The organism is Pseudomonas sp. SZ57 (assembly GCF_009495975.1).
Classification (GTDB): Bacteria; Pseudomonadota; Gammaproteobacteria; order Pseudomonadales; family Pseudomonadaceae; genus Aquipseudomonas; species Aquipseudomonas syringae.
Genome location: NZ_WIBD01000002.1, coordinates 620,953 through 646,616, shown reverse-complemented (window position 1 = coordinate 646,616; position 25,664 = coordinate 620,953). Strand labels below are relative to the sequence as shown.

Annotated in this window: 21 protein-coding genes and 1 tRNA gene; 17 read left to right on the top strand and 5 right to left on the bottom strand. The window is 59.6% G+C overall.

The window, feature by feature from the left end; translation table 11 throughout:
• Nucleotides 1-8 precede the first annotated feature (8 nt).
• From tolR to GE543_RS02965, 3 genes are all read left to right on the top strand, one after another.
• Nucleotides 9-455 carry a protein TolR gene (tolR, locus tag GE543_RS02975; protein ID WP_153220616.1) on the top strand — a complete coding sequence of 149 codons (447 nt, stop codon included), beginning with the start codon at nt 9-11 and terminating at the stop codon, nt 453-455.
• The gene (locus tag GE543_RS02970) at nt 452-1,303 is read left to right on the top strand and encodes an energy transducer TonB (RefSeq protein ID WP_153220614.1); all 852 of its coding nucleotides are present in this window, start codon (nt 452-454) and stop codon (nt 1,301-1,303) included. The genes tolR and GE543_RS02970 overlap by 4 nt, the downstream gene beginning before the upstream one ends.
• Nucleotides 1,304-1,433: 130 nt before the next feature.
• A tRNA-Asn gene (locus GE543_RS02965) sits at nt 1,434-1,509 on the top strand.
• A gap of 153 nt (nt 1,510-1,662) precedes the next feature.
• Here the strand turns inward: GE543_RS02965 and GE543_RS02960 are convergent.
• Nucleotides 1,663-3,087 (bottom strand): IS1182-like element ISPsy6 family transposase, encoded by a 1,425-nt coding sequence (locus GE543_RS02960; RefSeq protein WP_178118527.1) that lies wholly within the window; start codon nt 3,085-3,087, stop codon nt 1,663-1,665.
• Between the two features lie 401 nt (nt 3,088-3,488).
• Complete coding sequence (mapR, locus tag GE543_RS02950) at nt 3,489-4,898, bottom strand: GntR family transcriptional regulator MpaR (protein WP_024663831.1); 1,410 nt, start codon at nt 4,896-4,898, stop codon at nt 3,489-3,491.
• Nucleotides 4,899-5,325: 427 nt separating this feature from the next.
• Between mapR and GE543_RS02945 the strand changes: the two genes are divergently transcribed.
• Nucleotides 5,326-6,813 (top strand): SulP family inorganic anion transporter, encoded by a 1,488-nt coding sequence (locus GE543_RS02945; RefSeq protein ID WP_003411446.1) that lies wholly within the window; start codon nt 5,326-5,328, stop codon nt 6,811-6,813.
• 23 nt (nt 6,814-6,836) lie between these two features.
• Here the strand turns inward: GE543_RS02945 and GE543_RS02940 are convergent, their stop codons facing one another.
• Both GE543_RS02940 and GE543_RS02935 read right to left on the bottom strand, forming a co-directional pair.
• Nucleotides 6,837-8,012, bottom strand: a complete 1,176-nt coding sequence (locus GE543_RS02940; RefSeq protein ID WP_153220610.1) for a cell wall metabolism sensor histidine kinase WalK — start codon at nt 8,010-8,012, stop codon at nt 6,837-6,839.
• Nucleotides 8,013-8,017: 5 nt separating this feature from the next.
• On the bottom strand, nt 8,018-8,707 hold the full coding sequence (locus GE543_RS02935) for a response regulator (RefSeq protein WP_003411441.1): 690 nt from the start codon (nt 8,705-8,707) through the stop codon (nt 8,018-8,020).
• Nucleotides 8,708-8,805: 98 nt separating this feature from the next.
• Here GE543_RS02935 and GE543_RS02930 point away from each other — a divergent pair, with 98 nt between their 5' ends.
• The 13 genes from GE543_RS02930 (at nt 8,806) to GE543_RS02870 (ending at nt 24,387) form a co-directional block, all read left to right on the top strand.
• A complete protein-coding gene (locus tag GE543_RS02930; RefSeq protein WP_153220608.1) occupies nt 8,806-10,278 on the top strand; it encodes an efflux transporter outer membrane subunit in 1,473 nt (490 codons plus the stop codon).
• Between the two features lie 19 nt (nt 10,279-10,297).
• A complete protein-coding gene (locus tag GE543_RS02925; RefSeq protein ID WP_153220606.1) occupies nt 10,298-11,146 on the top strand; it encodes a MipA/OmpV family protein in 849 nt (282 codons plus the stop codon).
• A 16-nt stretch (nt 11,147-11,162) separates the two neighbouring features.
• Nucleotides 11,163-12,296 carry an efflux RND transporter periplasmic adaptor subunit gene (locus GE543_RS02920; RefSeq protein ID WP_153220604.1) on the top strand — a complete coding sequence of 378 codons (1,134 nt, stop codon included), beginning with the start codon at nt 11,163-11,165 and terminating at the stop codon, nt 12,294-12,296.
• Nucleotides 12,293-15,346: an efflux RND transporter permease subunit gene (locus GE543_RS02915; RefSeq protein WP_153220602.1), complete on the top strand. Its 3,054-nt coding sequence runs from the start codon at nt 12,293-12,295 to the stop codon at nt 15,344-15,346. Before GE543_RS02920 ends, GE543_RS02915 begins: the two co-directional genes overlap by 4 nt.
• A gap of 73 nt (nt 15,347-15,419) precedes the next feature.
• On the top strand, nt 15,420-16,661 hold the full coding sequence (locus GE543_RS02910) for a M20/M25/M40 family metallo-hydrolase (RefSeq protein WP_016568387.1): 1,242 nt from the start codon (nt 15,420-15,422) through the stop codon (nt 16,659-16,661).
• 458 nt (nt 16,662-17,119) lie between these two features.
• Entirely contained in the window at nt 17,120-18,031 is a 912-nt protein-coding gene (locus GE543_RS02905; protein WP_017279619.1) for a LysR family transcriptional regulator, read from the top strand.
• 278 nt (nt 18,032-18,309) lie between these two features.
• Entirely contained in the window at nt 18,310-19,332 is a 1,023-nt protein-coding gene (locus GE543_RS02900; protein ID WP_153220600.1) for a nucleoid-structuring protein H-NS, read from the top strand.
• A complete protein-coding gene (locus GE543_RS02895; RefSeq protein ID WP_046235329.1) occupies nt 19,329-20,519 on the top strand; it encodes an isocitrate/isopropylmalate dehydrogenase family protein in 1,191 nt (396 codons plus the stop codon). The genes GE543_RS02900 and GE543_RS02895 overlap by 4 nt, the downstream gene beginning before the upstream one ends.
• Nucleotides 20,503-21,222, top strand: coding sequence for an RraA family protein (locus GE543_RS02890; protein WP_103695595.1), 720 nt, complete (start codon nt 20,503-20,505; stop codon nt 21,220-21,222). The genes GE543_RS02895 and GE543_RS02890 overlap by 17 nt, the downstream gene beginning before the upstream one ends.
• A 34-nt stretch (nt 21,223-21,256) precedes the next feature.
• Nucleotides 21,257-21,619 (top strand): antibiotic biosynthesis monooxygenase, encoded by a 363-nt coding sequence (locus GE543_RS02885; protein ID WP_003315407.1) that lies wholly within the window; start codon nt 21,257-21,259, stop codon nt 21,617-21,619.
• A gap of 76 nt (nt 21,620-21,695) precedes the next feature.
• A complete protein-coding gene (locus tag GE543_RS02880) occupies nt 21,696-22,667 on the top strand; it encodes a nitronate monooxygenase family protein (protein ID WP_003394687.1) in 972 nt (323 codons plus the stop codon).
• Between the two features lie 86 nt (nt 22,668-22,753).
• Nucleotides 22,754-23,533, top strand: coding sequence for a hypothetical protein (locus GE543_RS02875; protein ID WP_153220598.1), 780 nt, complete (start codon nt 22,754-22,756; stop codon nt 23,531-23,533).
• Nucleotides 23,530-24,387 (top strand): DUF6282 family protein, encoded by an 858-nt coding sequence (locus GE543_RS02870; protein ID WP_103695597.1) that lies wholly within the window; start codon nt 23,530-23,532, stop codon nt 24,385-24,387. Before GE543_RS02875 ends, GE543_RS02870 begins: the two co-directional genes overlap by 4 nt.
• A gap of 50 nt (nt 24,388-24,437) precedes the next feature.
• Here the strand turns inward: GE543_RS02870 and GE543_RS02865 are convergent, their stop codons facing one another.
• Nucleotides 24,438-25,616: an LLM class flavin-dependent oxidoreductase gene (locus GE543_RS02865; protein WP_003411417.1), complete on the bottom strand. Its 1,179-nt coding sequence runs from the start codon at nt 25,614-25,616 to the stop codon at nt 24,438-24,440.
• Nucleotides 25,617-25,664 lie beyond the last annotated feature (48 nt).

Here is a 25,664-nt window from a genome sequence, read left to right as displayed (position 1 = left end):
GACTTGTCATGCTGGTCAAACCGCAACGCAAACATGGCCCGAAGGCCGAAATGAATGTCGTGCCTTACATCGACGTGATGCTGGTGCTGCTGGTGATTTTCATGGTGACGGCGCCGATGCTCACCCAAGGCGTGAAAATCGAGTTGCCGAAAATCGCCAGCGAAGCGCTCGTCACCGACACCCGGCAGCGTATCGTGACGTTGTCCGTCAAGGCGCAGGGCGGCTACTACTGGAACCTGGGCGACACCGTCGACACTCAGGCGCAGACCGATCAGGCCGCGAGCCTGGAGGACATGCAGGCGCGCGTTGCCCAACTGGTGGCCGAGCGCAACGACACGCAAGTGTTCATCCGTGCGGATGATAAAGCCGATTACGGTCGTGTGGTCGCTGCCATGGCGGCTCTGCAACGCAGTGGCGTGACGCAACTGGGGCTGGTGACCGAGGCGCCGCAATGAACACCCTGACCCTCGACTATCAGCCGCCGCGCCGCGAATGGGTGACCGGGCCCTGGCTGCGCCGCAATGGCCTCGCGGCGGCGGTCGCGCTGGCGTTGCATGGCGCACTGCTTAGCGGTCTGATGCTCGGCTGGAGCGCCCGGGAAAAACCGCCCGAACAGGTCAGAACCCTGACCACCCAATTACTGATTCTGCCGCCAGCGCCCGCGCCTGAGCCAGTCGCGGTGGCGGCGGCACCGGTAACCGAGCCGGTGCAGGCGCCGCCACCCCCTGCACCGGCATCATTGCCGGTCAGCAAACCGCTCGAAGCTGCGAAACCGCAGGCAGAGCCGCAGCGTCAACCTGACCAGGCTGCAGTGGCCCGCAAGCGCGTCGAAGAGCAAAAGCACGAGCGCGAGCAACTGCAGAATGCCCAACGCCTGCGCGAGGCCGAGCAGCGCAAGCAACAGGAACAGCAATTGGCCGCACAGCAACGTCAGCAGATCGAGCAGCAGCGTCAGGCTGAGCAGGCACGCCAGTCCGCCGAGCGTGCCCGTCAGGCGCAGCAGTCAGCACAGCAACAGACTGCCGCTGCCGACAGCAGCCAGTACCAGCCGCTGAGCAAGGAGGCCCCGGACTATCCCGAACGGGCACTGGACAAAGGCATCGAGGGTGATTGCACGGTGGTCTACGACGTGTCACCGCAAGGCACAGTGGTCAACCCGCAAGTGCAGGGTGCCTGCCACCCTTTGTTCATGCGCCCGTCACTGACCGCAGCGCAGACCTTTCGTTATCAGCCAAGGATCGTCGAGGGCAGGGCGGTGACAGTGTCCGGGGTGAAGAATACCTTTCACTACCGGATCAAGTAGGACTACCGTGTCTGGCAGGCAGTCTATCGAACTGTGCCCTGTCTGGCCGGAAATGGCATCCGGATGAACGAGCAGGATTTTTTTCTGCTCTGCTTGACTTCCTTTTCCGAATCAGTAACATAGCGCTCATTCCGCGATAGCTCAGTTGGTAGAGCAAGTGACTGTTAATCACTGGGTCCCTGGTTCGAGTCCAGGTCGTGGAGCCAGACGATATTTCAAAGGCGATGTGTAGGCCTTTGAACAAGAAAAAACCCGCCTGAACAGACTGTGTGAAAACACACTGATGAAGGCCCAAGCAAACGCCCCGACTTGTTCGGGGCGTTTTGTTTTGTATTGGCAGCAGACGAAAAAATGACCGCTCAGCCCATCAAAGCCATCAGATGGCGCACACCGAGCACTTTAATCGCTCGTTTCAGGTTATAGGCATTCACCGCCAAGGCCATTTCAGCTTTTGTACCCTCCAGTTGTCGCAGCAAGAAACGGCCATTACCAAATAGCCATTGCTTGAGGTTGCCGAAGGGGTGCTCAACGATGGATCTTCGGTTGGCCATCATCTCAGGATGCGCCTGCATTCTTTGCTCCATCCGCTCGAAAGCCTCTTCATGGGCATGTCGTGAGACATAACGGCGCTGGGCTCGAGTGCATTGCGTTTTCAGCGCGCAGTTGGCGCAGTCATCGACCTCAGCCTGATAGATCCGATCACCTTTGTTGTGCTGTTTTAGCGTTAACCATTTGCCTGCCGGACACTGGAAACGATCGTGTCCGGCCTCATAGATAAAGTCTTTTCGCTCAAAGAGCTGCTCTTCCTGACTGCCAGGGTTTTTCGAACGATTGGGCGGTACATAGGCCGTAATCGAAGCATCCTCGCAGGCCTGAAACTGCTTGCCATTGGAGTAGCCGGCATCGGCAGTGACCGTCAGCTCATCTTGCTGTAACTCTGCTTTGGCGGCCTTGGCCATCGGCTCCAGTTGCTTTCGGTCATCGCCATCCTGGGTGACCTCATGATGCAAAATCAGGCAATGCTCGGCGTCCACGACGGTTTGCACGTTGTAGGCCACACGGGGCCCTTTGGCCGTGCGCATCATTCGGGCATCGCTTTCATGAGTGTTGAACTGTTCGATGCCCATCGAACGCATCAGTGCCTGGCAACTCTGATTATCCTGTTGTCGAGCCTCAAGCTGCGCCAGGGCTGTTTTGATTGCGCTGCGATCAATTGAATCTGTGGTTTCAGCCTTGTCGGCCTCATCCAGCTCGGCCAGATACTGAGCGATGCGCTTATCCAGTTTTTCTTCCTGGCGCTTGAGCTGCTTCAAATTCACATGACGCCGTGAGGATGCGACCGCCTGAAACTTGCTGCCGTCGATGGCCACCAACTCACCGGCGATCAAGCCTGCCGTGCGACAAAATCGAACGAAAGCACGGCAGGTCGCGATGAAGGCGGGTTTATTGTTCTTGCGAAAATCGGCGATGGTCTTGAAGTCGGGCTTGAGCCGGTTGATCAGCCACATCACTTCGATGTTGCGCTGACACTCGGCTTCAAGACGTCGCGATGAGCGAATCCGCTGAAAATAGCCGTAAAGGTAGAGTTTTAGCTGATCGGCGGGATCATAAGCAGGGCGCCCCGTGCTTTTTGGAATCGCTTTATCGAAGCCCAGTTGCACCAGATCGAGCTTGGTAACGTACAGGTCAATGACACGAACGAGGTGATCCTCAGGGATCAACTCTTCCAGCGAGACCGGGAATAGGCTGGTCTGGCTGCGGGACTCACCTTGGATGTAGGCCATAACGAAAAATGCTCTGTATCTTTCGATACGGAGCATTTTCTTTGAGCGCTGCGCAGATTGCTAGGTTTTCACACAGTCTGTGATGGCGGGTTTTTTCGTTTTGGCGCTAATGCAACGCGGCTTCAGCATTCCTGGCTTGCGGCGCCTCAATACGGCGAAATAGTCCCCAACAAACCCACCGCGATTGCCAACAATAAAAAACCTATCAAAGAAAGTCCGAGCTTGCCCATGAGCGTCTCCTGCTGATCGATCCGTCTGTAACGAGCCGCAGGCGCCGCTTCTGGCGGTTGGCCTGCGCGTTTGAAAGCGCTGCCATTATCGTGCTCATACAGATTCTGGTACAGATTCAGAAACGGCTTAAAAATACGGATCAGTTGCCTTTATGCAAGGCATGAAAGCGCTCAGAACGACGCGAGGATACGCCCCAGCATCGCCATGGCCTGCTCGCTGCGTTCGTCCCAGGGCGTGCCGTAGTTGAGGCGCGCGCAGTTCTTGAAGCGCCGTGATGCGGAAAAGATCGGGCCGGGTGCGAGGCTGATGCCCTGTGCTAGCGCGAGTTGAAAGAGCTGCAGCGAATCAACCTGCTCGGGGAATTCGAACCACAGAAAGTAGCCGCCGACGGGGCGGGTGACGCGTGTCGCCGCCGGGAAATAGCGGGCGGCAGCGGCGAGCATCGCGCCTTGTTGCAGTTCGAGAGTGTCACGCAGTTTACGCAGATGGCGGTCATAGCCGCCATGCTTGAGGTAGTCGGCGAGCGCGGCCTGGGCGGGGACCGAAGGAGAGAGGGTGGTCATGAGCTTGAGGCGGTCAATCTGCTCGGTGTAACGCCCGCCTGCCACCCAGCCGACCCGATAGCCGGGTGCGAGGGTCTTGGAAAACGAGCTGCAGTGCATCACCAGTCCGCTGCGATCCAGGCTTTTCACCGGGTGAGGCGCCTTGGCGCCGTAATACAGTTCGGCGTACACATCGTCCTCGATCAACGGGATTTGATGCTGTTCCAGCAGGTCGTAGAGCCTGATCCTGTTTTCCTGAGTCATGCTCGCGCCCAATGGGTTCTGAAAGCTGCTCATGAACCAGCAAGCCTTGATCGGCAGGCGTGTCAGGCTGTCCTGCAGCGAGTCGAGGTCCACGCCGTCACGCGGATGCACGGGGATTTCGACGGCTTTCAGCTTCAGACGCTCCAGCACCTGAAGGCAGGCATAGAACGCCGGGGCTTCGATGGCGACCAGGTCGCCGGGCTCGGTGACGCACTGCAGGCACAGGTTCAGGGCTTCCATCGCACCATTGGTGATGACCAGTTCGTCCGCCGGCAAGCGCACGCCACTGATCATGTAGCGCAGGGCGATCTGTCGGCGCAGTTCGGGATTCCCGGTGGTCATGTCGCTGACGATGCCCGCAGGCGTCAGCGCACGCACAGCTGATGCCATGGACTTTGCCAGGCTCGCCAGCGGATACAGGTGCGGGCTGGGAAACGCCGAGCCGAACGGCACGGTGTCCGGGTCCTTGAGCGAGCCGAGCACTGAAAAGATCAGGTCGCTGACGCCCAGTTCGGTGCCTTCGCTGGTGTGTCTGATCAGTTCAGGCTCGGTCAGTGCATTGGCGGCATGCTCGCGCACGTAATACCCGGAGCGTGCGCGGGCCTGAATCAGTCCCTTGTCTTCCAGCAGGTAATAGGCCTTGAAGACCGTCGCGGGGCTGACGGACCATGTGCGACTCGCGACGCGTACGGACGGGACTTTTTCCCCGGCGGGCAGGACGCCGCTGCGAATCATTTCCGAGATGTCGGCGGCGAATTTTTCGTAGCGTTTCATAAGCGGCTTCAAATGAGCAAGGCTGCATCATGAGCGAAACAGGTCATAACGAACAGAGACACAACAGCTGTAAAAAACAGTATCAGATGGCTTTTTTGCGTGTTTCAGGGTGTTGCGCCATCCGTCACTCAGGTCGTTCGGGGAGATGACTTGCCCTTGAATCACTCAAACGGATAGGTCTATGATGCCAGCGCCTTACGACCCATCGAAGGAAATAGACGTGTCCCGTTCCAACTGGCTGCCTACGCCGCCTTAGCGCTACGCCCCCCTCGCAACACCTGACTGCCTTCTTGCTGCAGTCGCCCGTTGCTGCGCCCGTTTTTTGGTCGCCGCCACTCCCACTCTGACTACTCAATCGAAAACCGATGCTCCTGCTCGTCCGGCAACTGCTGCCGTGCGTCTTGCTGCGTCTGTCACAGGTATTTCCATGCTCGAAAAAATCAAAGCTACGTGGTTTTCCAACGTTCGTGCCGATGTATTGGCCGGGCTGGTTGTTGCATTGGCCCTGATTCCAGAGGCCATCGCGTTCTCCATTATCACCGGAGTAGACCCGAAAGTCGGGCTTTACGCGTCGTTCTGTATCTGCGTGGTCATCGCTTTCGTGGGCGGACGCCCGGCGATGATTTCTGCAGCTACAGGTGCGATGGCCTTGCTGATGGTGAATCTGGTCAAAGAGCACGGGCTTCAGTATTTGCTGGCCGCCACCTTGCTCTGCGGCGTACTGCAGATCATCGCCGGCTATCTGCGCCTGGGTGAGTTGATGCGCTTCGTTTCACGCTCGGTGGTTACCGGGTTCGTGAATGCACTGGCGATTCTGATCTTCATGGCCCAGTTGCCGGAATTGACCCATGTGACCTGGCCGGTGTACGCGATGACCGCAGCGGGCCTGGCAATCATCTACCTGTTCCCGCGCGTGCCGGTGCTGGGCAAGCTGCTGCCTTCGCCGCTGGTGTGCATTCTGGTGCTCACCGCAATTTCCATTTACATGGGGCTTGATGTACGAACCGTGGGAGACATGGGCGCAATGCCCGACAGCCTGCCGACCTTCATGTGGCCGGACGTCGCGCTCAATCTCGACACGCTGCTGATCATTCTGCCGTATTCCGCCGCGCTGGCTGTGGTGGGCCTGCTGGAGTCGATGATGACCGCGACCATCGTCGATGACCTGACCGATACCACCAGTGACCGAAACCGTGAGTGCAAAGGGCAGGGCATTGCCAATATCGCCACGGGTCTGATCGGCGGCATGGCTGGCTGCGCCATGATCGGCCAGTCGATGATCAACGTGAAGTCTGGAGGCAGAACACGCCTTTCAACCCTCAGTGCGGGTTTGCTGCTGTTGATCATGATGCTGTTTCTGGGCGAATGGCTGGCGCGTATTCCGATGGCGGCGCTGGTGGCGGTGATGATCATGGTGTCGATCAGTACCTTCAGTTGGGGATCGATCCGCAACCTCAAGGAATACCCGCTCTCGACCAACATCGTGATGGTGGTCACTGTGGTGGTGGTCGTGGCGACCCACAACCTTGCCTACGGTGTGCTGGTCGGTTCTCTGCTTGCCTCGATGTTCTTTGCCAGCAAGATCGCTCACTTCCTTGACGTCACGTCGCACCGTGATCCCTTCCACAGCCATCGCACCTACTACGTCACCGGCCAGGTATTCTTCGCTTCCGCTGACCGTTTCATGGCCTCATTCGACTTGCGTGAAAGCCTCGAGACACTGGTCATCGATCTGCGCGAGGCGCATTTCTGGGACATCACCGCTGTGGCCGCACTGGACAAGGTGGTTTTGAAACTGAGAAAGGCAGGCATCAGCGTCGACGTTATCGGCATGAACCGGGCCACCGCCACGCTGGTGGACCGGTTTGGTGTGCACGACAAGCCGGACGGTATCGACTCGTTGATGGGGCACTGATCTGCGGGGCCGGGCAGGCAGGCTCAGCCCGGAATCTCCAGGCGGATGACGGATCCTCCGCCTGGCCTGTTGCGGACCTCGATAGTGCCGTCATGCTCAAGGCAAATGGCTCTGGCGATGGACAGGCCAAGGCCGCTGCCTCCCGAATAGCGCGCCCGCGAACGTTCGGCACGCCAGAAACGGTCGAAGACCTGTTCGAGGTTCTCCGAATCAAAGCCGGGGCCGCGGTCCGAGACGGTCAGTTCCATGCGCCCAGCGCTGGTTTTGCCGACAATCAGCAGCTCTCTGCCCATCGCCGAATAGCGCAGCGCGTTATCGACGAGAATATTCACCACCTGACCGATCCGGTCACGGTCGGCGTTGACGGTCAATTTCCGCGGGATATCGATCGTCACGGCGACACCTGCCTCATCGAGCGGCGTGGCAAACCAGCTCAGACGTTCGACCACCAGTTTCTCAAGGGAAAACTCCGTCTTGTCCAGGGTCAGCTGACCCGCGCTGGCGAGCGAGAGCAGGTGCAGATCACTCACCAGTTTGTTCAACTGGTCGAGCTGGCGGTGGACCATTTCCAGTTGTGCCAGGTCACGCGGGAACACTTCGTCGATCATGCCTTGTATGCGTCCCATGGCGGCATTCAGTGGCGTGCGCAGCTCATGGGCAATCATGGCACTGGACTCGCTGACTTCCAGTTCGTAACGGCCGAGCTGGGTGGTCATGGTATTGAAGTCGCTGACCAGCGCCTGCAATTCGTCCGGACCGTTGGTGCTCATCGGCAGGCGCGTCTTGAAGTCACCCTGGGCGACCTGACGTGCGCCCCTGGCAATCGAGGAGAACTGGCTGGAAAGCGGACGGGAAAACAGAAAGCCGAAGAATATGATGATCGGGATCGCGATCGACACCAGCGCTGCCAGCACCCACCATTCCTTGTTGGCAATGCCCGGCAGCAGGTTTTCGATCGGGTAATACTCGAAGAACAGTTCGCGCAGCTTGACCATGTCCAGGGTGGGCTCGGCCTGCAGCCGCAGGAACTCCATGCGCACGTCGGCCGGCATGGCCTGCAGGGTGAGCCAGTCAGAGACCGTGACGTGCAGCCACATGCAAAATGCGATGACGATGACCGCACCGACGGCGAGCATGCTCATGCGCATGCCGACCCAGTGCCACAACGGTTTTTGTCTGTGCCTGAAAAAATGTCGCATGAGGATCACCTGAACCGATAGCCAACCGAACGGACGGTGACCAGCACGTTGTCCACGCCATGGATTTCCAGTTTGCGCCGCAGGTTATGCACATGCGCATCGACAACCCTGGCCAGCGCCTCGCTGTCGGGAAGGCAGATTTCCAGCAGTTCTTCGCGAGTGAAGGCCTTGGACGGCGTTTTCAGCAACGTGGAAAGGATCTTGAACTCGGTAGGTGTCAGGTCGAGTACGGTCTCTGCGCCATCCTGACCTTCAATGATCGCGGTGACCGCATCCAGCTCCACCAGCAGGTTCTGGTAGCGCAAATGACGCTCGTTGTTGCCGTTCTGCTGGGAGCGCCGCAGAACCGCATGCACGCGGGCCACCACTTCCCGAGGGTTGTAGGGCTTGACCACGTAATCGTCGGCCCCATAGCGCAAGGCACCGAGTTTTTCCGGTTCGTCGCCCATGGCGGTGACCATGATCACCGGCGTGTCGCTGCAGCGCCGGACGGCCGACAGCACGTCGGTGCCACTGACAAGCGGCAGCATGACGTCCAGCAGAATCAGGTCGGGTTTCCACTGACGGTGCATATCGATACCGCGCTGACCGTTTTCGGCCAGCCCGACGTTGAAGCCGTCACGACGCAGGTAAGCCTCGAGAATGCTGGCACTGTCGGCGTCGTCTTCAACGATAAGAATGCGTTTTCCTGACACGAGCGCGCCTCTTGATCAAATCTTGATAATTCACGAACGGTTTGTTGAAAGTCGACGTTCAGGATGCTGTCCAGAGCCCACTGTCGCGGACAGATCCTATGCCGATGAGTACACCGCTGTCCAAGCGTATCCGCAACCGCCGCCGGTATTGCCTGGCCATGCTGGCGAGCCTGGTTCTTTCGGGCTGCTCGTTGATACCGGCCTATCAGCGTCCAGCGTTGCCGGTCCCTGTCGATCAGGTGTCCGCTGTGGTCGCGGCTGCGAATACCTCCACAGCCGTCGTGCTCAGCGCCGACGAAGAAGCGCTGGCTGGCGAGTTATCGCCAAAGGGAGAGCTGCGCGGTCTGCTGCAATCGGCTCTGGCGTTCAATCGCGATTTTCGTGTGGCGGTGCTGCGTGTGGAGGAGGCCAGAGCAATGCGCGGCATTACCCGCGCCGATCGCTTTCCGACCCTTGCCGCAGGTGTCGAGCGCGATCGTCAGCACTTCGATAATGCGGCCGCCGACGAGCGTTATGGCCAGGACATTTCCATCGCGTCGGTGGGCGTCTCTGACTTCGAACTGGATTTCTTCGGGCGCGTGCGCAGCCTGTCGGAGGCGGCGCGGCACGATTATCTGGCCAGCACCTACGGCCAGCAGGCGGCACGCAGTGCACTGATTGCGGAAGTCGCCCGCGCCTGGCTGGCCGAGCGTCTGGCCGCTGCCGTGCAGCAGGATTCGCAGGCGGTTCACGAGGCCCGGCTGATGCTGGTCAAGGCGGGCGAAGAGCAGCAGCGTCAAGGTGCGCTATCGCTGGATGATCTGATGGCACAGCGCCTCGACACCCTGAGCGCGCAACAGCAGGTACAGGATGCGGAAAGCGATCACGCCAACGCGTCGCAGGCCTTGTTGTTGCTCACCGGCTATTCGACAGCGTTGCCCGTCAGCACGCCAGGCACGCCTGCGCTGACCGCCGCGCTGGTCGAGACGCCGGCCTGGCTGTCGAATCTGCCGTCTCAGCGCCTGCTGGAACGCTTTGACATCCGTCAGCGCGAAGAAGCCCTCAAGGCCAGCAATGCCAACATTGGTGCTGCCCGTGCGGCGTTCTTTCCGTCCATAAAACTCAGTACCGGCGTGGGCTTGCAGAGCGACAGCCTGCGCACCTTGTTCAGCAACGGCAGCGGTGCCTGGCTGTTCACCCCGCAATTGAATCTGCCGCTGTTCGACGGCGGGCGTAATCAGGCCAACCTGGATCTTGCCAAGGTGCGTCAGCAGATCGCAGTGGCCGAGTATGAAAAGGCCGTGCAGAACGCCTTCCGTGAAATGTCCGCCGTGCTGACCCGCCGTCAGCAGGCCCTGAACCATGTCCGCAACGAGGTCGAGCGGGTTGCGCTGGTCCAGGAAAAAGTGCGGCGCCTGACCTTTGAACTCAATGCGGGCGCTGTCGAGCGTACTGCATTGCTGGTTTCCACTCTCCGTATTGCCGAAGCCGACGCAGCCGCTCGCAAGTCTCTCGACGCGCTGCAGCAAAACCGCGTCGATCTGTTTCGAGTGCTGCACGGAGCAGAACCGACAACCCCACCCCAATCCTGAATGAAACCGGAGTATCCCCATGAGCCCTGCAATCTCTCGTACTCACCTGCGGTCTGCGCTGCTTAAACCTGTGCTGACCGTATTGATCACCTCTGCGGCCATGACCCTGGCCGGTCATGCCTGTGCCCAGGACAGCACCGCTGAAAGCCAGTCGATGCTGGGTGACCGGTTCAACGTCAATTTCGGGCTCGGCATGGCTGTGCTGCCGCGCTACATGGGGGCCGATGAATACCGCAGTCAGGTGGTGCCCATGCTGACGGTCCAGCGCGGTATCTTCTTCGCCGACACCACGCGCGGTCTGGGGCTGCAATGGCAGTCAGATTCCGGGTTCGGTGCCAGTGCTGCACTCAATTACGATTTCGGTCGTACCGAGAAAAACAGCACGAATCGGCCTGGTTCCAACGAGCTGAGAGGGATGGGCACCGTCAAGGGCGCGACCGTTGGCGACTTCATGGTTTCTCAGCAACTCATGCCGTGGCTGTCCGTCAGTGCCGAGGCCGAACTGCGGGTGGCTGGCGAAAAACGTGGCAATCGCTATCGGTTGGGCTTCGAGGGCATCGCTTATCACAGCCAGACCGATACGGTGACCCTCGACATCGATGCGCACGCCGGTGACGGTCGTTACAACCAGACCTATTTCGGCGTGAGTCCGATCCAGAGTCAGCGCACCGGCTTCTCCCGTTTCAACGCAGACAGCGGCATTTATGCGTACTCGGCGGCGCTCGCCTGGCAGCATACCTTCGACGCCCACTGGTCAACCGTCGCCAGCGTCGGGGTGACGCACTACACCGATCAGACCCGTGGCAGCCCACTGGTCGAGACCGATGCCGAAGGCAGTGGCCTGATTGCCTTGAATTACGCTTTCTGAAGGGTTGAAGCCTGCCATGCGATTGAATCCTGATGCGTTTCTGGCTCTACGGCGGTGTGTGTCACGCGCTTGCGGCGTCGTGCTGATCACTCTGATGATCAGTGGCTGCGGTGATAAACAGACGGCCAGTGCTCCGCCTGTCCGGGCAGTCAAGGTTGAGACGGTGCGGGCGGGAGAGGGCGCTGCGCTGCGCTTCATCGGCACCGTTCGACAGCAGGAGCGCGCCAGTCTGGCGTTTGAATCGGCAGGCACCCTGACAGAGCTGCGGGTCGACATTGGCGATAGCGTCAAGCCGGGCCAGGTGCTCGCCCGCCTTGATCCGCAGCCTGCGCAGTTGCGCCTGCAGGAGGCGCAGGCCGCCTTGCGGCTGGCTCGGGCTCAGGCGCTGGAGCGCCAGCGTAACTACCAGCGTCAGCAAAACCTGCTCGCAGCTGGCAGTGTCGCCCAGAGCGTGGTCGAGTCGGCCCAGTCGTCCAGTGAACAAGCCAGCGCCGAGCTGATGCGCACGCAAGCCGAGCTGGACCTGGCCCGTCGCGAACTGGATCGCACCCGGTTGATCGCACCCTTTGCCGGGCGCGTGGTGGCCCGTCATGCACAACCGCAGAGCTTGTTGCCCGCCGGGCAGGTGCTGCTGGATATCGAATCCGCCGCAGAGCAACAAGTGGTGGCGGCTGTTCCGTTGGCACTTGCCGAGTCGCTTGAGCCGGGCGACCTCGCCAGCGCCTCCAGCAGCGCAGACGGTACGGTAGGGTTTGATCTCGCCCTGGAAGGCATTTCGCCCCGAGCCGATGACGGGCTGGTCAGAACGGCCGTGTTCCGAGTGCTGCGACCTGCCGGCAGGCTGCCCAGTGGCGTCACGCTACTTGTGCAAATGCATCCCGCTGCCGACGCACAAGCACTGTCGGTCCCGGTGCAAGCGTTATGGATGGGGACCAGCAGCCACCTTGCCGAAGTCTTCGTCTACCAGCCGGGAGGAACAGTCGCCGTCCGCTCTGTCACGCTGAGTACGGTCAGAGAAGGACGGGCAGTGGTCGTCAGCGGGCTAACCGCTGGTGAGCAAGTGGTCACTGCCGGCGCTGCTTTTCTGCAGGACGGTCAGCCAGTAACGCTGTTTCATTCAGACACTCGCCTGAGCGGTGCCGCGCAATGAACCTTACTTCCCGCGCCATGGGCGCAAGCCGCCTGACCCTGTTTGCCGCCTTGCTGATTTTGCTGGCCGGTGTCGCGACTTTTTTGAGCTTTCCTTCTCAGGAAGAGCCGTCGGTGACCGTTCGCGACGCACTGGTCAGTGTGTCTCTGGAAGGGCTGTCCGCAGAGCGCAGCGAGGAACTGCTCGCCAGGCCACTCGAAGAGCGTATCCGTGAACTGGCCGAGATCAAGAACGTGCTCACCACGGTCCAGCCTGGCCGAGTGATCGTGCAGGTCACGGCGTATGACAACGTCAAGGATCTTGGGCTGCTGTGGCAACGGCTCCGGGCGAAGGTGAGCGAAACGAGCGGTGGTTTTCCGCCCGGCACCCAAGGGCCGTTTGTCGATGATGATTTCGGTCGCGTGGCCGTGGCTTCGGTCGCGCTGACCGCACCGGGTTTCACCATGAGCGAGATACGCGGCCCGATCAAACGTTTGCGCAATCAGCTTTATGCGCTCAAGGGCGTCGATCAGGTCCAGCTATATGGTCTGCAGGATGAACGCATCTACCTCGATGTCGAGCACCAGACGCTGGCCGCCGCCGGACTTTCCCCGCAACAGCTGCTTCAGCAACTGCAAGCCCGCAACCTGATCGCGACAGGAGGCAACCCGGTCATCGGCCAGCAGAGCACCACGCTTTCGATCAGTGGCGAGGTGCTTTCGCTGGAGCAGCTTCGACAGTTCCCGGTGCAGTTGCCCAATGGTCAGAAGGTCGCGTTGCAGAACCTGAGCCGGGTATCGGTGAGCCCTGTCGATCCGCCGGAAACCGAAGCGATCTACCAGGGACAGGATGCTGTGGTACTGGCGGTTTCGATGCAGCCAGGCCTCAATGTGCAAACCTTCGGTGAAGCCTTGCGCAAGCGACTCGGTGAGCTGGAGCAGCAACTTCCGACGGGCTTTACCTTGCACGTGGTGACCTTCCAGTCCAGCGTGGTCGAGCACGAGATGAGCAAGATGTATCACGTCATGGCCGAGACGGTGGTGATCGTGATGTGCGTGGTCATGCTATTTCTGGGCTGGCGCACCGGCCTGGTGGTCGGGGTGATTGTGCCCTTGACCATCCTCAGTACGCTGCTGGTCATGCGCGCACTGGGGATCGAGCTGCAGACGGTGTCGATTGCCGCAATCATCCTGGCGCTGGGCTTGCTGGTGGACAACGGCATCGTCATCGCCGAAGACATCGAGCGGCGCCTGCATGCGGGGGAGGATCGACGAAGTGCCTGTGAGGAAGCAGGGCGCACCTTGATGATCCCTCTGCTGACTTCTTCACTGGTCATCGTTCTGGCGTTTTCGCCCTTCTTTCTGGGGCAGACCAGCACCAACGAATACCTGCGTTCGCTGGCGGTCGTGCTCGCCACGACGCTAATCAGCTCCTGGCTGCTCAGCGTCACGGTGACGCCTCTGTTGTGCTTTCACTTCGCCAGAGTGCCGGCCGTCAAAGCGTCAGGGGATGATGCCGATGAGTATGCCTCGGTGTTCTACCGCGGCTATCGCAAGGTCATCGAGGGGTTGCTGAATCACTCGCTGCTCTTCATTGCCTGCATGATGGGGTTGCTGGCGTTGGCGGTCGTGGTGCTGACCCGGGTGCCGTACGATTTTCTGCCGAAGTCAGACCGCATGCAGTTCCAGATTCCGCTGGTGCTGGAGCCCGGCAGCAGCTCGCGAGACACGTCGCGAGCGGTGCGTGATATCAGCCAGTGGCTGAGCAGCGATCAGGATGTGGAACACAGTATTGGCTATGTCGCCAGTGGCGGGCCGCGGATCGTGCTTGGACTCAATCCCCCGTTGCCGGCGCCGAATATCGCCTATTTCACTGTCAGCGTGCGCGAGGGTGCCGACCTTGATGCGGTGATCGAGCGCACACGGCAGTTTATCCTCGCGCAGCACCCCGAAATCGAAGCGCAGCCCAAACGATTCTCGATGGGCACCACCGAGGCGGGGATTGCGGTCTACCGGGTCATCGGTCCTGACGAGGAAGTGTTGCGCGGTACTGCCCGACAGATCGAGCAGGCGTTGTCGGCGTTGCCTGGAACCCTTGATGTCCACGATGACTGGCGGACCCGATTGCTGCGTTACGACGTTGTCGTCGATCCGTACAAGGCTCTGCAGGCCGGTGTTGCCACTCAGGACATCGCCCAGGCCCTGCAACTGAGAAACAGCGGGCTGTCCGTGTCGTCGCTGCAGGATGGCGATACTGCTGTCGCCATTGTGGCGCGCGAGCAGAGCACGCTGAGCAAACCGGGCAATGATCTGGACAGCACATTGATTTACCCGGCTTCCGGGGGTGCGCCGTTGATGTTGTCGGCCATTGCCACTGTCGAGCCCAGGGCCGAGGCATCGACCCTCCAGCGGCGTAATCTGCAACGCGCGATCACGGTGGTCGGACACAATCCGTCAATGACAGCGACCTCGATCGTCGAGCAGTTGGCACCGCAGATAGCTGCAATCAGCCTGCCGGCGGGTTACCACATCGAACCGGGTGGCGAAATAGAAGACTCGGCCGAGGCCAATCAGGCGCTGCTGCAGTACATGCCACACGCACTGGTCGCGATGCTGTTGTTGTTCGTCTGGCAGTTCAATTCGTTCCGCAAGCTGCTGATCGTCATCTCCAGCGTGCCCTTCGTGCTGATCGGCGTGGCGCTGGCGTTGGTGCTCACCGGCTATCCGTTCGGCTTCATGGCCACTTTCGGGCTGCTGTCGCTGGCTGGCATCATCGTCAACAATGCCGTGCTGCTGCTCGAACGTATCGAGGCTGAGCGCGAGCAAGGCCTGTCGGTGCGTGACGCAGTGGTCAATGCCGCGATCAAGCGCTTGCGGCCGATCGTGATGACCAAACTGACCTGCATCATCGGGCTGGTGCCGCTGATGCTGTTTGCCGGTCCGCTCTGGGAGGGCATGGCGATCACCATCATGGGTGGCCTTGCGTTGGGTACGCTGGTGACACTGGGCCTGATTCCGATCCTCTATGCGCTGCTGTTCGACCGCTTCGAGCGCTGGCGCAAGGCGAGCTGAGCCATGACGGCCGGTACGTGTGTAGGGTATGGTCCTGAAAAAACCTCGATGATCGAACACAAGGATGAAACACATGCGCTCATTTACCCGCTCGCCACTGGCTGCCCATCTCGCCCTGGCGCTTGCGTTGACAGCCTTGGCACCGGCGGCCATGGCCGAACCGCACAAGGCCATCCAGGCCGATGCCGAGCAATACAAGGACGAAGCCTTGAAGCTGCTGGAGCGTCTGGTGAACATCGACTCGGGTTCCGGGTATGTACCGGGCCTGACCAAGGTCAGCGACATCGCGATCGAAGAACTGAAAAAGCTCGGTGCCACCATCGAGCTCGTTCCAAATACGCCAGAAGCCAGCAACCACGTCATCGCCACCCTGAAAGGCACCGGCAAGGCGAAGATTCTGCTGATGGCGCACATGGACACCGTGTTCAAGGAAGGTTCTGCGGCCGAGCGACCGTTTCATATCAAAGACGGGCGTGCCTACGGCCCAGGGGTGATGGATGACAAAGGCGGCATCGTTGCGGCTATCTATGCGCTGAAGGTGCTGCACAACCTGAAGTTCACCGACTACGCACAGATCACGGTGTTGCTCGACGCCAGCGAGGAGACCGGCTCAGGCGTCGCTACCGAGCTGATCAAGAAAACCGCGAAGGAGCATGACGTCACCCTCAACCTGGAGCCGGGTCGTCCGGCCGACGGTCTGGTGGTGTGGCGCAAAGGCTCGGCCACCGCGCTGGTCGAAGTCAAAGGCAAGGCCTCGCATGCAGGCGTTGCGCCTGAGCTGGGACGTAACGCCGCGACCGAAGTTGCCCATCAGATCCTGCAACTCGGCAAGCTGGGTGACGAGGAGAAGAAAACCACCATCAACTTTACCGTGCTCAAGGCAGGGGATCGCACCAACGTGATTCCCGATCAGGCCAGCGCCAAGGCCGATGTGCGTGCTGCCGTACCGGAGGAGTTCGACCGCGTCGAGCAGGATCTGGCCAGGGTGTCGGCCAACAAGCTGGTGCCTGATACCGAGGTCAAGACCAGCCTGGTCCGTGGCCTGCCACCAATGCCACAAACCGCGCAGTCCGATGCATTGGTCGCGATGGCGCAAGGCATCTACGGCGAACTGGGTCGCACCCTGACCATCGAGGGCAGCGGCGGGGCGGCGGATTCAAGTCTGTCTGCCAGCGTGGGTACACCGACGCTGGACGGCTTCGGGATTGTCGGCGGCAATATCCATACGCCCGAAGAGTATGCCGAAGTAGGCAGCGTGGCGCCGCGGATCTACTTGCTGTCGCGAATGATCATGAAGTTGTCCGGGCAACAGTGATTCGACAGGCCTCCCGTGCGTGGCGCGGGAGGCTTTAGGGTGAATTGATTTTTCGGCGTTGATGCATTTAATGTCGATAACTCGATAAAAAGAGTTGGGGATAAACATGCAGTTTACAGACTCATTTTTGATTTATAGCAGGGGCATCAAATAAATATTTCCTTGATCAGTCAATACGTATAGACAGCATTTTCCTGTTCTGGCAGACGGCTTGTTTTTAATTTCGTCACTTGTTATCCGTAGCAACCCCACTCCGGACACCCCCGTCCCCAATCATCCGAACCCCACTCCGCAATACCCACTCCCTGATAAACTAAACTACCCAGCGGCGCCCGCTCGCTGTCCGGGCCTGAGGAAGTTGTCAGCCTTATCCTTATCGTTCTACGCACCTGCCAATGCTCGGTTTAAAACATAACAGAACTACCTATTCGCACGAACCGCATAAGGATAAGGCTTGGATGACAATGACTCCAGTGGATGGATCGACTACCTTCGAGGTTAACAACCTGTTCAGAAAACCCAGGATCTGTTTTGACTGGGAGGACCTGCGTTACTTCGTAATGTTTTCCACGGTCAGTTCCCTGAGTGGCGCTGCAAGGATGCTGGGTGTGGAGCACGCCACTGTTTCGCGCCGTATCGCTTCGCTGGAAAGGTCTCTGAATGTAAAGCTTGTCGACCGTCGCAAGCGTTTGTATGAACTGACTGATGAGGGACGGCGTGTGGCGGCGATCGGGCGACAGATCGAGGCGCAGACCCAGGCCGTTGGCCGTCTCGCGGTTGCGGCTCAGGTAGCGCAGGGTGTGGAGGTGACCATCAGTGCGCCGCCGTCGGTGGCGGTCGAGAAGCTGGTGCCGCAATTGGGGGCATTTCGGGCGATGCATCCCGGCATTATGTTGCGCTTGTTGGGCGATCACCAGTATTCGTCGTTATCCAGTTGCCAGTCTGACCTGTGTATACGGTTTTCCAAACCTGTTGAAAGCGGCATTGTCGCGCGGCGTATTGGCACGGCTTCCTTTTCATTTTATTGCGCACGTTTTTATCTGGAGCAACGCCTCCCGGAGCATTATGAGTTTATTGCTTATGACCATGAACTGATGAGTGACAATCAGAATGGTTGGCTGAGGGATATCGTCGGTGAACGGCCCTTTGTGCTGGAGGCCAAAACAGTGGAGTTACAAATTCGTGCTGCGGAAACCGGTGTGGGCATCGCGTTACTGCCCAGTTTTGCCGTAGAGGACAATAATCGCCTGTGCCGGGTGGAGTTGTCGGCTCCGTTGGAAGTTGATGTCTGGCTGGGCGTGCATGAAGACCTGCGCGCGGTGGCTTCCATCCAGGCTGCCATGAATTATGTGGAAAGCTGTTATCGCTAGCCAGGCCTGAGTTCGCGCTGGTCATGTTGGCGGTAAAACAGTCTTGCGGTGAAAAAATTCCCATCCCCTCATCAAATATCGACAGTTTACAAGTTCGGCTGTTTTGACGAGGATCAATGTCGAGTGGAGCAGTTCATGACTCGAAACTCCGAGACGTTAAGGTGTCGGCTCGGCAAGGTTTGTTAGATGGCGCGCTGTTGGATAATTATAAAAACTCAAGCAGTGGCAAGATCATCTCAAGCACCCTGATGACACCCTAAGGACAGCCGGAGATTCTCATGGCCGACGTAAAAATTCTCGACGTTACCTTGCGTGACGGTGGTTATCGGAACAACTTCAACTTCACAGAAGATCAGGCGCAGATAGTGGTCGCTGGCTTGGCCAGTGCGGGTGTCGACCTCTGCGAAATTGGTTATTGCAAAGGATCCTTCGCCCCGAAAGGCGAGCACGGTCTGACCAGTGATGTAGGCGCAGGCTTCATTGAAAAGATTGCGCAGGCGGCCAACGGCCGTATCGAACTGGCCGTCATGGTTCACCCCAGAAACATCACCACGGATGACTTCGCCATGCTCAAGGAGCAGGGCGTTTCGATGATCCGCGTCTGTTTGAGGCGCGATCAACTGGATGAGGGGCTTGTGACCTTGTCGCTGGCTCGCGATTACTGCTTCAGTGTCAGCGCCAATGTGACGCATGTCACCTCGCAGACGCCAGGCAGCGTGCTTGATACGGCAGTGCGCGCGGAGGGGGCCGGCGCAGATATCGTTTGCTGTGCGGATTCCAATGGCCACATGTTGCCAGCCGATGTAGACCGACTGTTCAGTCGTCTCTCAAGCCGGCTGTTGGTGCCGCTGGGCTTTCACGCGCATAACAATCTGTCGTTGGCGCTGGCGAATGCAGCGGCCGCCATAGAAGCCGGCGCTGAATACATCGACACGTCCATATGCGGCATGGGCAAAGGGGCCGGCAATCTTCACCTGAGTATGCTGGTTGCCTACCTGGAGCGTACGGGCGTCAGTCATGGTTATGACCTGGTGAAAGTGATGGAACTGTCGGAAGCCACGGCCCGCGCGGTACCGCACAACAATATGCCCAGCCCGCTGATGGATGTCATTCTGGGCACTTACAACTTCCCCTATGACAGCAGTCAACGCGTGCGGGACACCCTCGAGCGCTTTCAGCTGACCTCCGAGTACCGAGCGATCGAGGTCATGTATCAGCAAGACAAGGTGGCGCGCCTTGCGCCGCGAGCGGTGTTGTCGACCAGCGGCCTGTCGAACAGCGCAAAAGGAGTCGCGCTATGACCACTCAAACGCTCAGAAAGCGCATCTGTGTCTTGCCCGGTGACGGGATCGGCATTGAGGTCATGGAGGCGGCGCTGCCGGTGATTGCGGCGTTGAACCTGCCGTTCGATCTGATTGCGGCGGACATCGGTTGGGAGTGCTGGAGGGCCGAGGGGGAAACCGTTCCGGCCCGGACCTGGGAGATCATGGCCAGTTGCGATGCGACATTGCTTGGCGCAATCACCAGCAAACCTCTGGCAGAGGCCGAAGCAGAGTTGCCACTGGCGCTTCAGGGCCAGAACCGCCGCTATGTCAGTCCGGTCATTCAGCTCAGGCAGAATCTCGACCTGTACGCCAATGTCCGCCCGGTCACTGACATGACTGGCGAAAACAGATTTCGCTTTGTCGTGATCAGGGAAAACACCGAAGGGCTTTATGCGGGGCTGGACTTCGGTTGTATCCCGGATGCACTGGTGCCGCTGCTCGAAGAGCGGGAAGCCCTCGGCGCGGCGTGGCAGCGAGAAGGGCAGGACGATGCAACCGTGACGTTGCGCCTGCAGACGCGAAGTGGCCTGACGCGTATTTTCGAATACGCCTTCGAGTACGCCCGCAAGAACCACTTCACGCGGGTCACGTTTGTCGACAAACCCATGGTCCTGCGGCACAGCAGCGCCTTTGCACGGGGCATCTTCGAAGCAACAGCTCAGCGGTATCCGGACGTGACCGGGGTCATCGAGAATGTCGATGCGGTTGCTCTGTGGATGGTGCAGCGTCCCGAGCGCTTCGGGGTGATCGTTGCCGAGAACATGTTCGGCGATATTCTTTCCGATCTCGGCGCCGGAGTCATGGGAGGTCTGGGGTTTGCGCCCAGTGGCAACTTCGGCAATTCAGGGGCTTATTTCGAACCGGTACACGGCAGCGCGCCTGCCCATGCGGGGTTGAACAAGGCCAACCCCGGCGCGATGTTCATGGCCATCGCGCTGATGCTGGAGCATTTGGGGTTCCCGGCCGAGTCGGCGTGTATCAGCCAGGCCGTCAGCCTGGTTTCTCGCACATCCACACGCACATATGACCTCGGCGGTTCCCATACCACGGCTCAGGTGGGCGAAGCGATCGTTCAACAGTGCATCGAGTTGCAGTCCCGCACGTTCGGGTATGGCAACGAACAGGTTGCAGCACAGGGAGAACGTCATGTCAGCGCACTTTGAAGCTGTACCCATTGCGCAAGCCGTGCTGGAGGCATGTGAACATCTCGACACTGCGTCCTTGTCTGACGCGCTGGACAGCCTGGGGATCGACGGCGGGCTTTCAGGGATTACCTCGCAAGTCCCTGGCACTCGTTGCGTGGGCATCGCGTTTACCGTGCAGTACGAGCCGGTCGATGCATCTGCGGTCTTCAAGGGGGCTGCCAACTATATCGATCATGTACCGGCCGGTGCGGTGATTGTTTCCTCAAACAACGGACGCCAGGACTGCACGGTATGGGGCGACATCATGACCCACTTCGCGTTGGCCAATGGCATCAAGGGCACCGTGATCGATGGCGTGGCACGCGATATCGATACGGTCATCGAGTGCAGTTACCCATTGTTCAGTCGCGGGCGTTTCATGCAGTCGGCAAAGAACCGCGCTCAACTCCAGGCTGTACAAGTGCCTCTGCTCATCGATGGCGTGACGGTCCGGCCCGGCGACCTTCTGGTGTGTGATGGCAGCGGGTGCGTTGTGATTCCCCAGCAACTGGCTGTCGAGGTCGTACGCCGTGCCCAGGCGGTCGAGCAGACGGAGCGCAGCATCATCGAAGCCATATCAGCCGGCTGGACGCTGGAAAAAGCCCGCAGCACCTATCGCTACGACCAGCCCTGGCTGACTGACGCTGAAAAAATCAGCGTCGCGATGCCTTCGCAGGCGTGAACCGATCTGCCTTCCCACTTGAATGGAAATGATGATGAAAATGGAATTGTTCGACGCTCAATCCGTCACCGATGACAACGCGGTTTATCTGATCAATGTCGTACAGGTAAATGAGGGGGCTCAGGATCTGGCCATTCAGATTCTTGAAGAGACGGTCAGTTACGTGGCACGCACTTACAGTGCCTTCAAATGGAGCCGATTGATGAAAAGCATCGACGGCAAGACCGTCATCAATCAGGCGCAATGGAGCGATCGCAGCCAGTTCGAGTCGCTGTTTACCGACGCAGAGTTTCTGTCGCGCTACTCCCGGTTGAAAGAAACCGGCACTTGGGAATATCACCTGTACAACGTGGCCGAGTACATCACCCCTGAAATTGCCTTACAAAAGGCTGGCTGAGCCACGACCGGCAGAAGAGGGCGGCGCACAGGCCGCCTTCGTCTGATATTCACTCGGATTGCACAGGGATTATGCGATGACCACGATCAATACAGCACTGACCTCACTTCTGGGCATTGACCACCCGCTGATTCTGGCGCCCATGGGCGGCGCTTCCGGCGGGCGTCTGGCGGCCGCGGTTTCCCGTGCCGGTGGTCTCGGCCTGGTGGGTGCCAGTTACGGCGACCCGCAATGGATGGCGCGTGAACTGGAGATGATGCGAGAGGTGCAGCAACCCTGGGGCGTCGGCCTGGTCATGTTTACCGTGGCCAAACAGTTCGAATTGCTTCTTCTGGCGCTGGAGTATCGTCCGGCGGTGGTTGCCCTGTCGTTTGGTGATGTACGTCCTTTCGTCAGGCCCATCCATCAGGCAAATGCCAAAGTCATCGTTCAGGTGCATGACGTCGATCAGGCGCTTGAAGCACTGGACGCCGGTGCCGATGCGCTGATCGTGCAAGGTGCCGAGGCGGGTGGTCACAGTTTGCGCCGCGCTTCATTGCCGCTGTTTCCGGCGGTCCGCGACGCTGTGGGTGAGCATGTCGTGCTGATCGGTGCTGGCGGGATCGCCGATGGGCGTGGCATGGCTGCTGCGCTGGCGCTGGGCATGGACGGCGTGATGATGGGCACGCGCTTTCTGGCTTCGCAGGAGGCACTGCCTTCCGAACGGGTAAAACAACGACTGCTGCAGGCGGTCGCGAGCGATACGGTGCGAACCCGGATCTTCGATCAGGTACGCGGCATCGATTGGCCCGAGGGCTACAGCGGGCGTGTGATCGGCAATGACTTTTCCGCTAGTTGGGTGGGTGAGGAGCAGGCTTTCGCTGCCTCAGCCGGTCAACTGCGTCTGGACTATGAAGCCGCGCTGGCAGCCGACGATGTCAGTATCCGGGCCATCTGGGCAGGCGAAGTCGCGGACCTGATCAAGGAGGTGCTGCCCGCACAACTGATTGTCGAGTCGACCTTGCGCGGGTATGCCGCCAGTGTCGAACGCCTTCGCACGACCCGCTGATCCGTCACGATTGAGCCTTCACGATGGAGCAACGACCGGACCCGCTCGACAAGGCGGGTCTTGTCCTTTTTGCAGGAGCAAAAGCCATGAGTCATTGCATGACCTGTCGGACCTTTGGTGTCGGGCATTCGCGCGTCTTTATTTTGTCACCGGTGATGCCGGTCTGGGACGAGGGTGGTTTTGCCCAACCGCTGATCGAGCATTTCACCGCGGCCGGTTTTCAGGTCACGGTGTTTGATTCCCTGTCGCTGCCCGTCGTGCCGGGTGAGGGGTTTGGCGCATTTACCGAGCGCTGGGCCCGCGCGCTCGAGCCTTGGGGTGTGCCGGATGTACTGGTCGGCGTCGCCTTGGGCGGTGCATTGGCGCAGGCACTGGCAGGCACTTCATTTCTGCAGTCGACACCTGCCTTGCTGCTGCTGTCTTCTCCCGCCAAGGCCGACGGATTACTCGATTCCAGGCTGGGACATATGGCAGACCTGGCCGAACAGGGGCATGTCGAGCAAGCCAGGCATCTGTTGGACAATCTGGTATTGCCTGACGGGCAGGTCCATGAACGAGCGGACCCAGCCGGCCACGAGAGTGACGCGACGCTTTCGATGCAGGGGCAGCGCCTGACAGTGGGTTTCCGGTTGCTGGCTGGTGTGGATCTCAGTGAATGCCTGCTCGATTACCAGGGGCGTGTGTTGAGCGTGTTCGGCGAAAAGTCGCAGTTGGTGGGCGTGCGCAATGTGCTGCGTACCCGTGGCCGGAAGCAACGCTCGTTGTGCGTGGAGGGGGGCGGGATGCGTCCGCTGGCGGATGACTTGCAGCAGGTGCTGGACAGCATCGACGCGTTCCTGATGACCCGCCAGGAGTGTGTGCAATGAGCCAGGTCGACGCGCTGAACTTCATCGATGTGCATTACCACGCCAATCCTGACGCGTTCATTCGTCGTCATGGTGCGATCGAGGCGGGCAGGTGCTACGCGCGGGCACAGGGCAGGGTGGTGCTGAAGAATCATCTGGGGTGTACGGCAGCCCAGGCGTGGGAAGCGCGCGATCAGGGTTTTCCGGTCAGCGGCTCGGTGGTGCTGAACGAGATTGCCGGCGGCATCGACTACCGTGTGGTCGAGCGCAGCCTCTGTTTGCGTGGCGATGAGCCGGGGCGTTTCCTGGTTCACTTGCCAACCGTGACCGGCAGGACGCATGCCAGCACGCTGGCCCGCAACCTGAGTCATCCGCTGTTGCGGGACAAGCCCATCAAGCCTGCCAGAGTGACATCGGAGAACGGCCGCCTGACACCACAGGCGCTGGATATTCTGAGAATGGCGCGCGACTATCCGCTGGTGATCTCGACCGGGCATGCCGATGCCAATGAAGTCAGGACGTTGATCGACGAAGCGCTGCGGATCGGTGTGCCAAGGTTGATGCTCAATCAGCCTGCCAATCCGTTGACCGGTCTAGACGCGGCCGAGCTTGCGCTGATCGGCACAGAGCCATCGGTCTACATCGAGCAGACCGCACTGACGTACCTGCTGGGCTATCAGGATCGGCAGGATTTCAGCGATGTGTTGAGTCATGTCGGCAATGTGGTCTACAGCTCGGACCTGGGGCAGACCAGTCAGATCGATGTCCACCAGTGGCTGTCGCTGAGCGGGCAGTGGTTCGACGCGTTCGGCTTGAGCGGCGAGCGCCGCACCGAGGTGACTCTGTTGAATCCGCAACGCATGTTGGCCCTTTAAGCTGTCCGGATAAGGCCGCCCTGGCCAGCACTGCCAGGGCGGCCTGGCCATCAGGCTACTTCTGCGGACACCTTCGAAGCAATCGCCTCCACACCTCTGGATTCACGCAGGCCCGCGTCTTCCATCAGTGGCAGTGTTTCTCTCACGAAGTCCTTTATACCCTCGTGGTAATCGAGCCACGTCAGGGCAATGCCGTCGATCCCCCAGTCAGAATATTTCCTGAACAGCTCCACGATCTTCTCGGGTGTGCCCACCAGTGGTACCCCGGCGAATCCGGCCTTGAAGTGGAAACGGAAACGCACGGCGTCTTCGGGGGTGAAAATGCCGGTCTGGATACCCAGCTCGCCGGTGATGATGTCGCAGCCCTCATCGTCACCCACCTGATTGGCGTAATAGTCCAGGTAAGCGTCTGCTTCCTCTTGCGTGTCCTTCTGCACCACATAGCCATAACACCATATCTTTATGTCACGGCCGAACTTCTGTTTCGCCAGGTCCTTGTAGGATGCAATCTGCTCACGCACCGCTTGTTCGCCGTCCAGATGTTTGACGATCAGGAACGCGGCATCGCAATGTTCTGCACAGAACAGTTTGCCGCGTGGCGACCCTCCGGCATTGATCAGGTAGGGTTTATTCAGGGGTTGTGGCTGCGAGATTGCGCCGCAGATGTTGAAATACTCGCCTTTGAAGTCGAACGGGGTGTGCTGCTCCCAAGCATTTTTTGCAATGTGCAGCCACTCTTCCGCGTAGTCGTAGCGTTTGTCGTGCTCCATCATGTGGCCGCTGAACATGCGCATTTCCGCGCCATACCAGCCGCAAAGGATATTCAGCCCGAAGCGCCCGCCGCTGATGTGGTCGATGGTCACCGCCTGTTTGGCCGCGAACAGCGGGTGCACGGTGGGCAGGTGCGAGGTGGTGAACACGGCGATCTGACTGGTCAGTGCTGCAATCCCGGCAGCCCAGGTATAGGTTTCGAAACAGACACCGCCAGTATTGTTGGTACCGCCGAAACCTTTCCAGCGGCCTACCGGTATGAAGGCTTCAAACCCCGCATCGTCGGCAATCCGGGCGATTTCCAGGTTGCCAGCCCAATCGTCTCCGCGCAGGCGTTCAGGCGCATTGGTGACGGTGCAGCCACCCTCGGTATTGGTGGAGAAAACACCCAGCTGTATCTTGTTCGGGCTGCTGCGCATCGGGTTGGTTTTTATCGGATAGGATTTTTCAGCGCGCATCGTGACCTCCCAGGTCGGTAGTTGAATCGTTCGTCCTTGCTACATCCT

What these genes read in the sequence shown, in the direction of transcription:
- GE543_RS02915 (WP_153220602.1), top strand. Translation starts at nt 12,293, where the DNA reads ATGAACCTTACTTCCCGCGCCATGGGCGCAAGCCGCCTGACCCTGTTT.
- GE543_RS02870 (WP_103695597.1), top strand. Translation starts at nt 23,530, where the DNA reads ATGAGCCAGGTCGACGCGCTGAACTTCATCGATGTGCATTACCACGCC.
- mapR (WP_024663831.1), bottom strand. Translation starts at nt 4,898, where the DNA reads ATGAAACGCTACGAAAAATTCGCCGCCGACATCTCGGAAATGATTCGC.
- GE543_RS02905 (WP_017279619.1), top strand. Translation starts at nt 17,120, where the DNA reads ATGACAATGACTCCAGTGGATGGATCGACTACCTTCGAGGTTAACAAC.
- GE543_RS02945 (WP_003411446.1), top strand. Translation starts at nt 5,326, where the DNA reads ATGCTCGAAAAAATCAAAGCTACGTGGTTTTCCAACGTTCGTGCCGAT.
- GE543_RS02890 (WP_103695595.1), top strand. Translation starts at nt 20,503, where the DNA reads ATGTCAGCGCACTTTGAAGCTGTACCCATTGCGCAAGCCGTGCTGGAG.
- GE543_RS02930 (WP_153220608.1), top strand. Translation starts at nt 8,806, where the DNA reads ATGCCGATGAGTACACCGCTGTCCAAGCGTATCCGCAACCGCCGCCGG.
- GE543_RS02970 (WP_153220614.1), top strand. Translation starts at nt 452, where the DNA reads ATGAACACCCTGACCCTCGACTATCAGCCGCCGCGCCGCGAATGGGTG.
- GE543_RS02885 (WP_003315407.1), top strand. Translation starts at nt 21,257, where the DNA reads ATGAAAATGGAATTGTTCGACGCTCAATCCGTCACCGATGACAACGCG.
- GE543_RS02910 (WP_016568387.1), top strand. Translation starts at nt 15,420, where the DNA reads ATGCGCTCATTTACCCGCTCGCCACTGGCTGCCCATCTCGCCCTGGCG.
- GE543_RS02960 (WP_178118527.1), bottom strand. Translation starts at nt 3,087, where the DNA reads ATGGCCTACATCCAAGGTGAGTCCCGCAGCCAGACCAGCCTATTCCCG.
- GE543_RS02925 (WP_153220606.1), top strand. Translation starts at nt 10,298, where the DNA reads ATGAGCCCTGCAATCTCTCGTACTCACCTGCGGTCTGCGCTGCTTAAA.
- GE543_RS02900 (WP_153220600.1), top strand. Translation starts at nt 18,310, where the DNA reads ATGGCCGACGTAAAAATTCTCGACGTTACCTTGCGTGACGGTGGTTAT.
- GE543_RS02880 (WP_003394687.1), top strand. Translation starts at nt 21,696, where the DNA reads ATGACCACGATCAATACAGCACTGACCTCACTTCTGGGCATTGACCAC.
- GE543_RS02920 (WP_153220604.1), top strand. Translation starts at nt 11,163, where the DNA reads ATGCGATTGAATCCTGATGCGTTTCTGGCTCTACGGCGGTGTGTGTCA.
- GE543_RS02865 (WP_003411417.1), bottom strand. Translation starts at nt 25,616, where the DNA reads ATGCGCGCTGAAAAATCCTATCCGATAAAAACCAACCCGATGCGCAGC.
- GE543_RS02875 (WP_153220598.1), top strand. Translation starts at nt 22,754, where the DNA reads ATGAGTCATTGCATGACCTGTCGGACCTTTGGTGTCGGGCATTCGCGC.
- GE543_RS02895 (WP_046235329.1), top strand. Translation starts at nt 19,329, where the DNA reads ATGACCACTCAAACGCTCAGAAAGCGCATCTGTGTCTTGCCCGGTGAC.
- GE543_RS02940 (WP_153220610.1), bottom strand. Translation starts at nt 8,012, where the DNA reads ATGCGACATTTTTTCAGGCACAGACAAAAACCGTTGTGGCACTGGGTC.
- tolR (WP_153220616.1), top strand. Translation starts at nt 9, where the DNA reads ATGCTGGTCAAACCGCAACGCAAACATGGCCCGAAGGCCGAAATGAAT.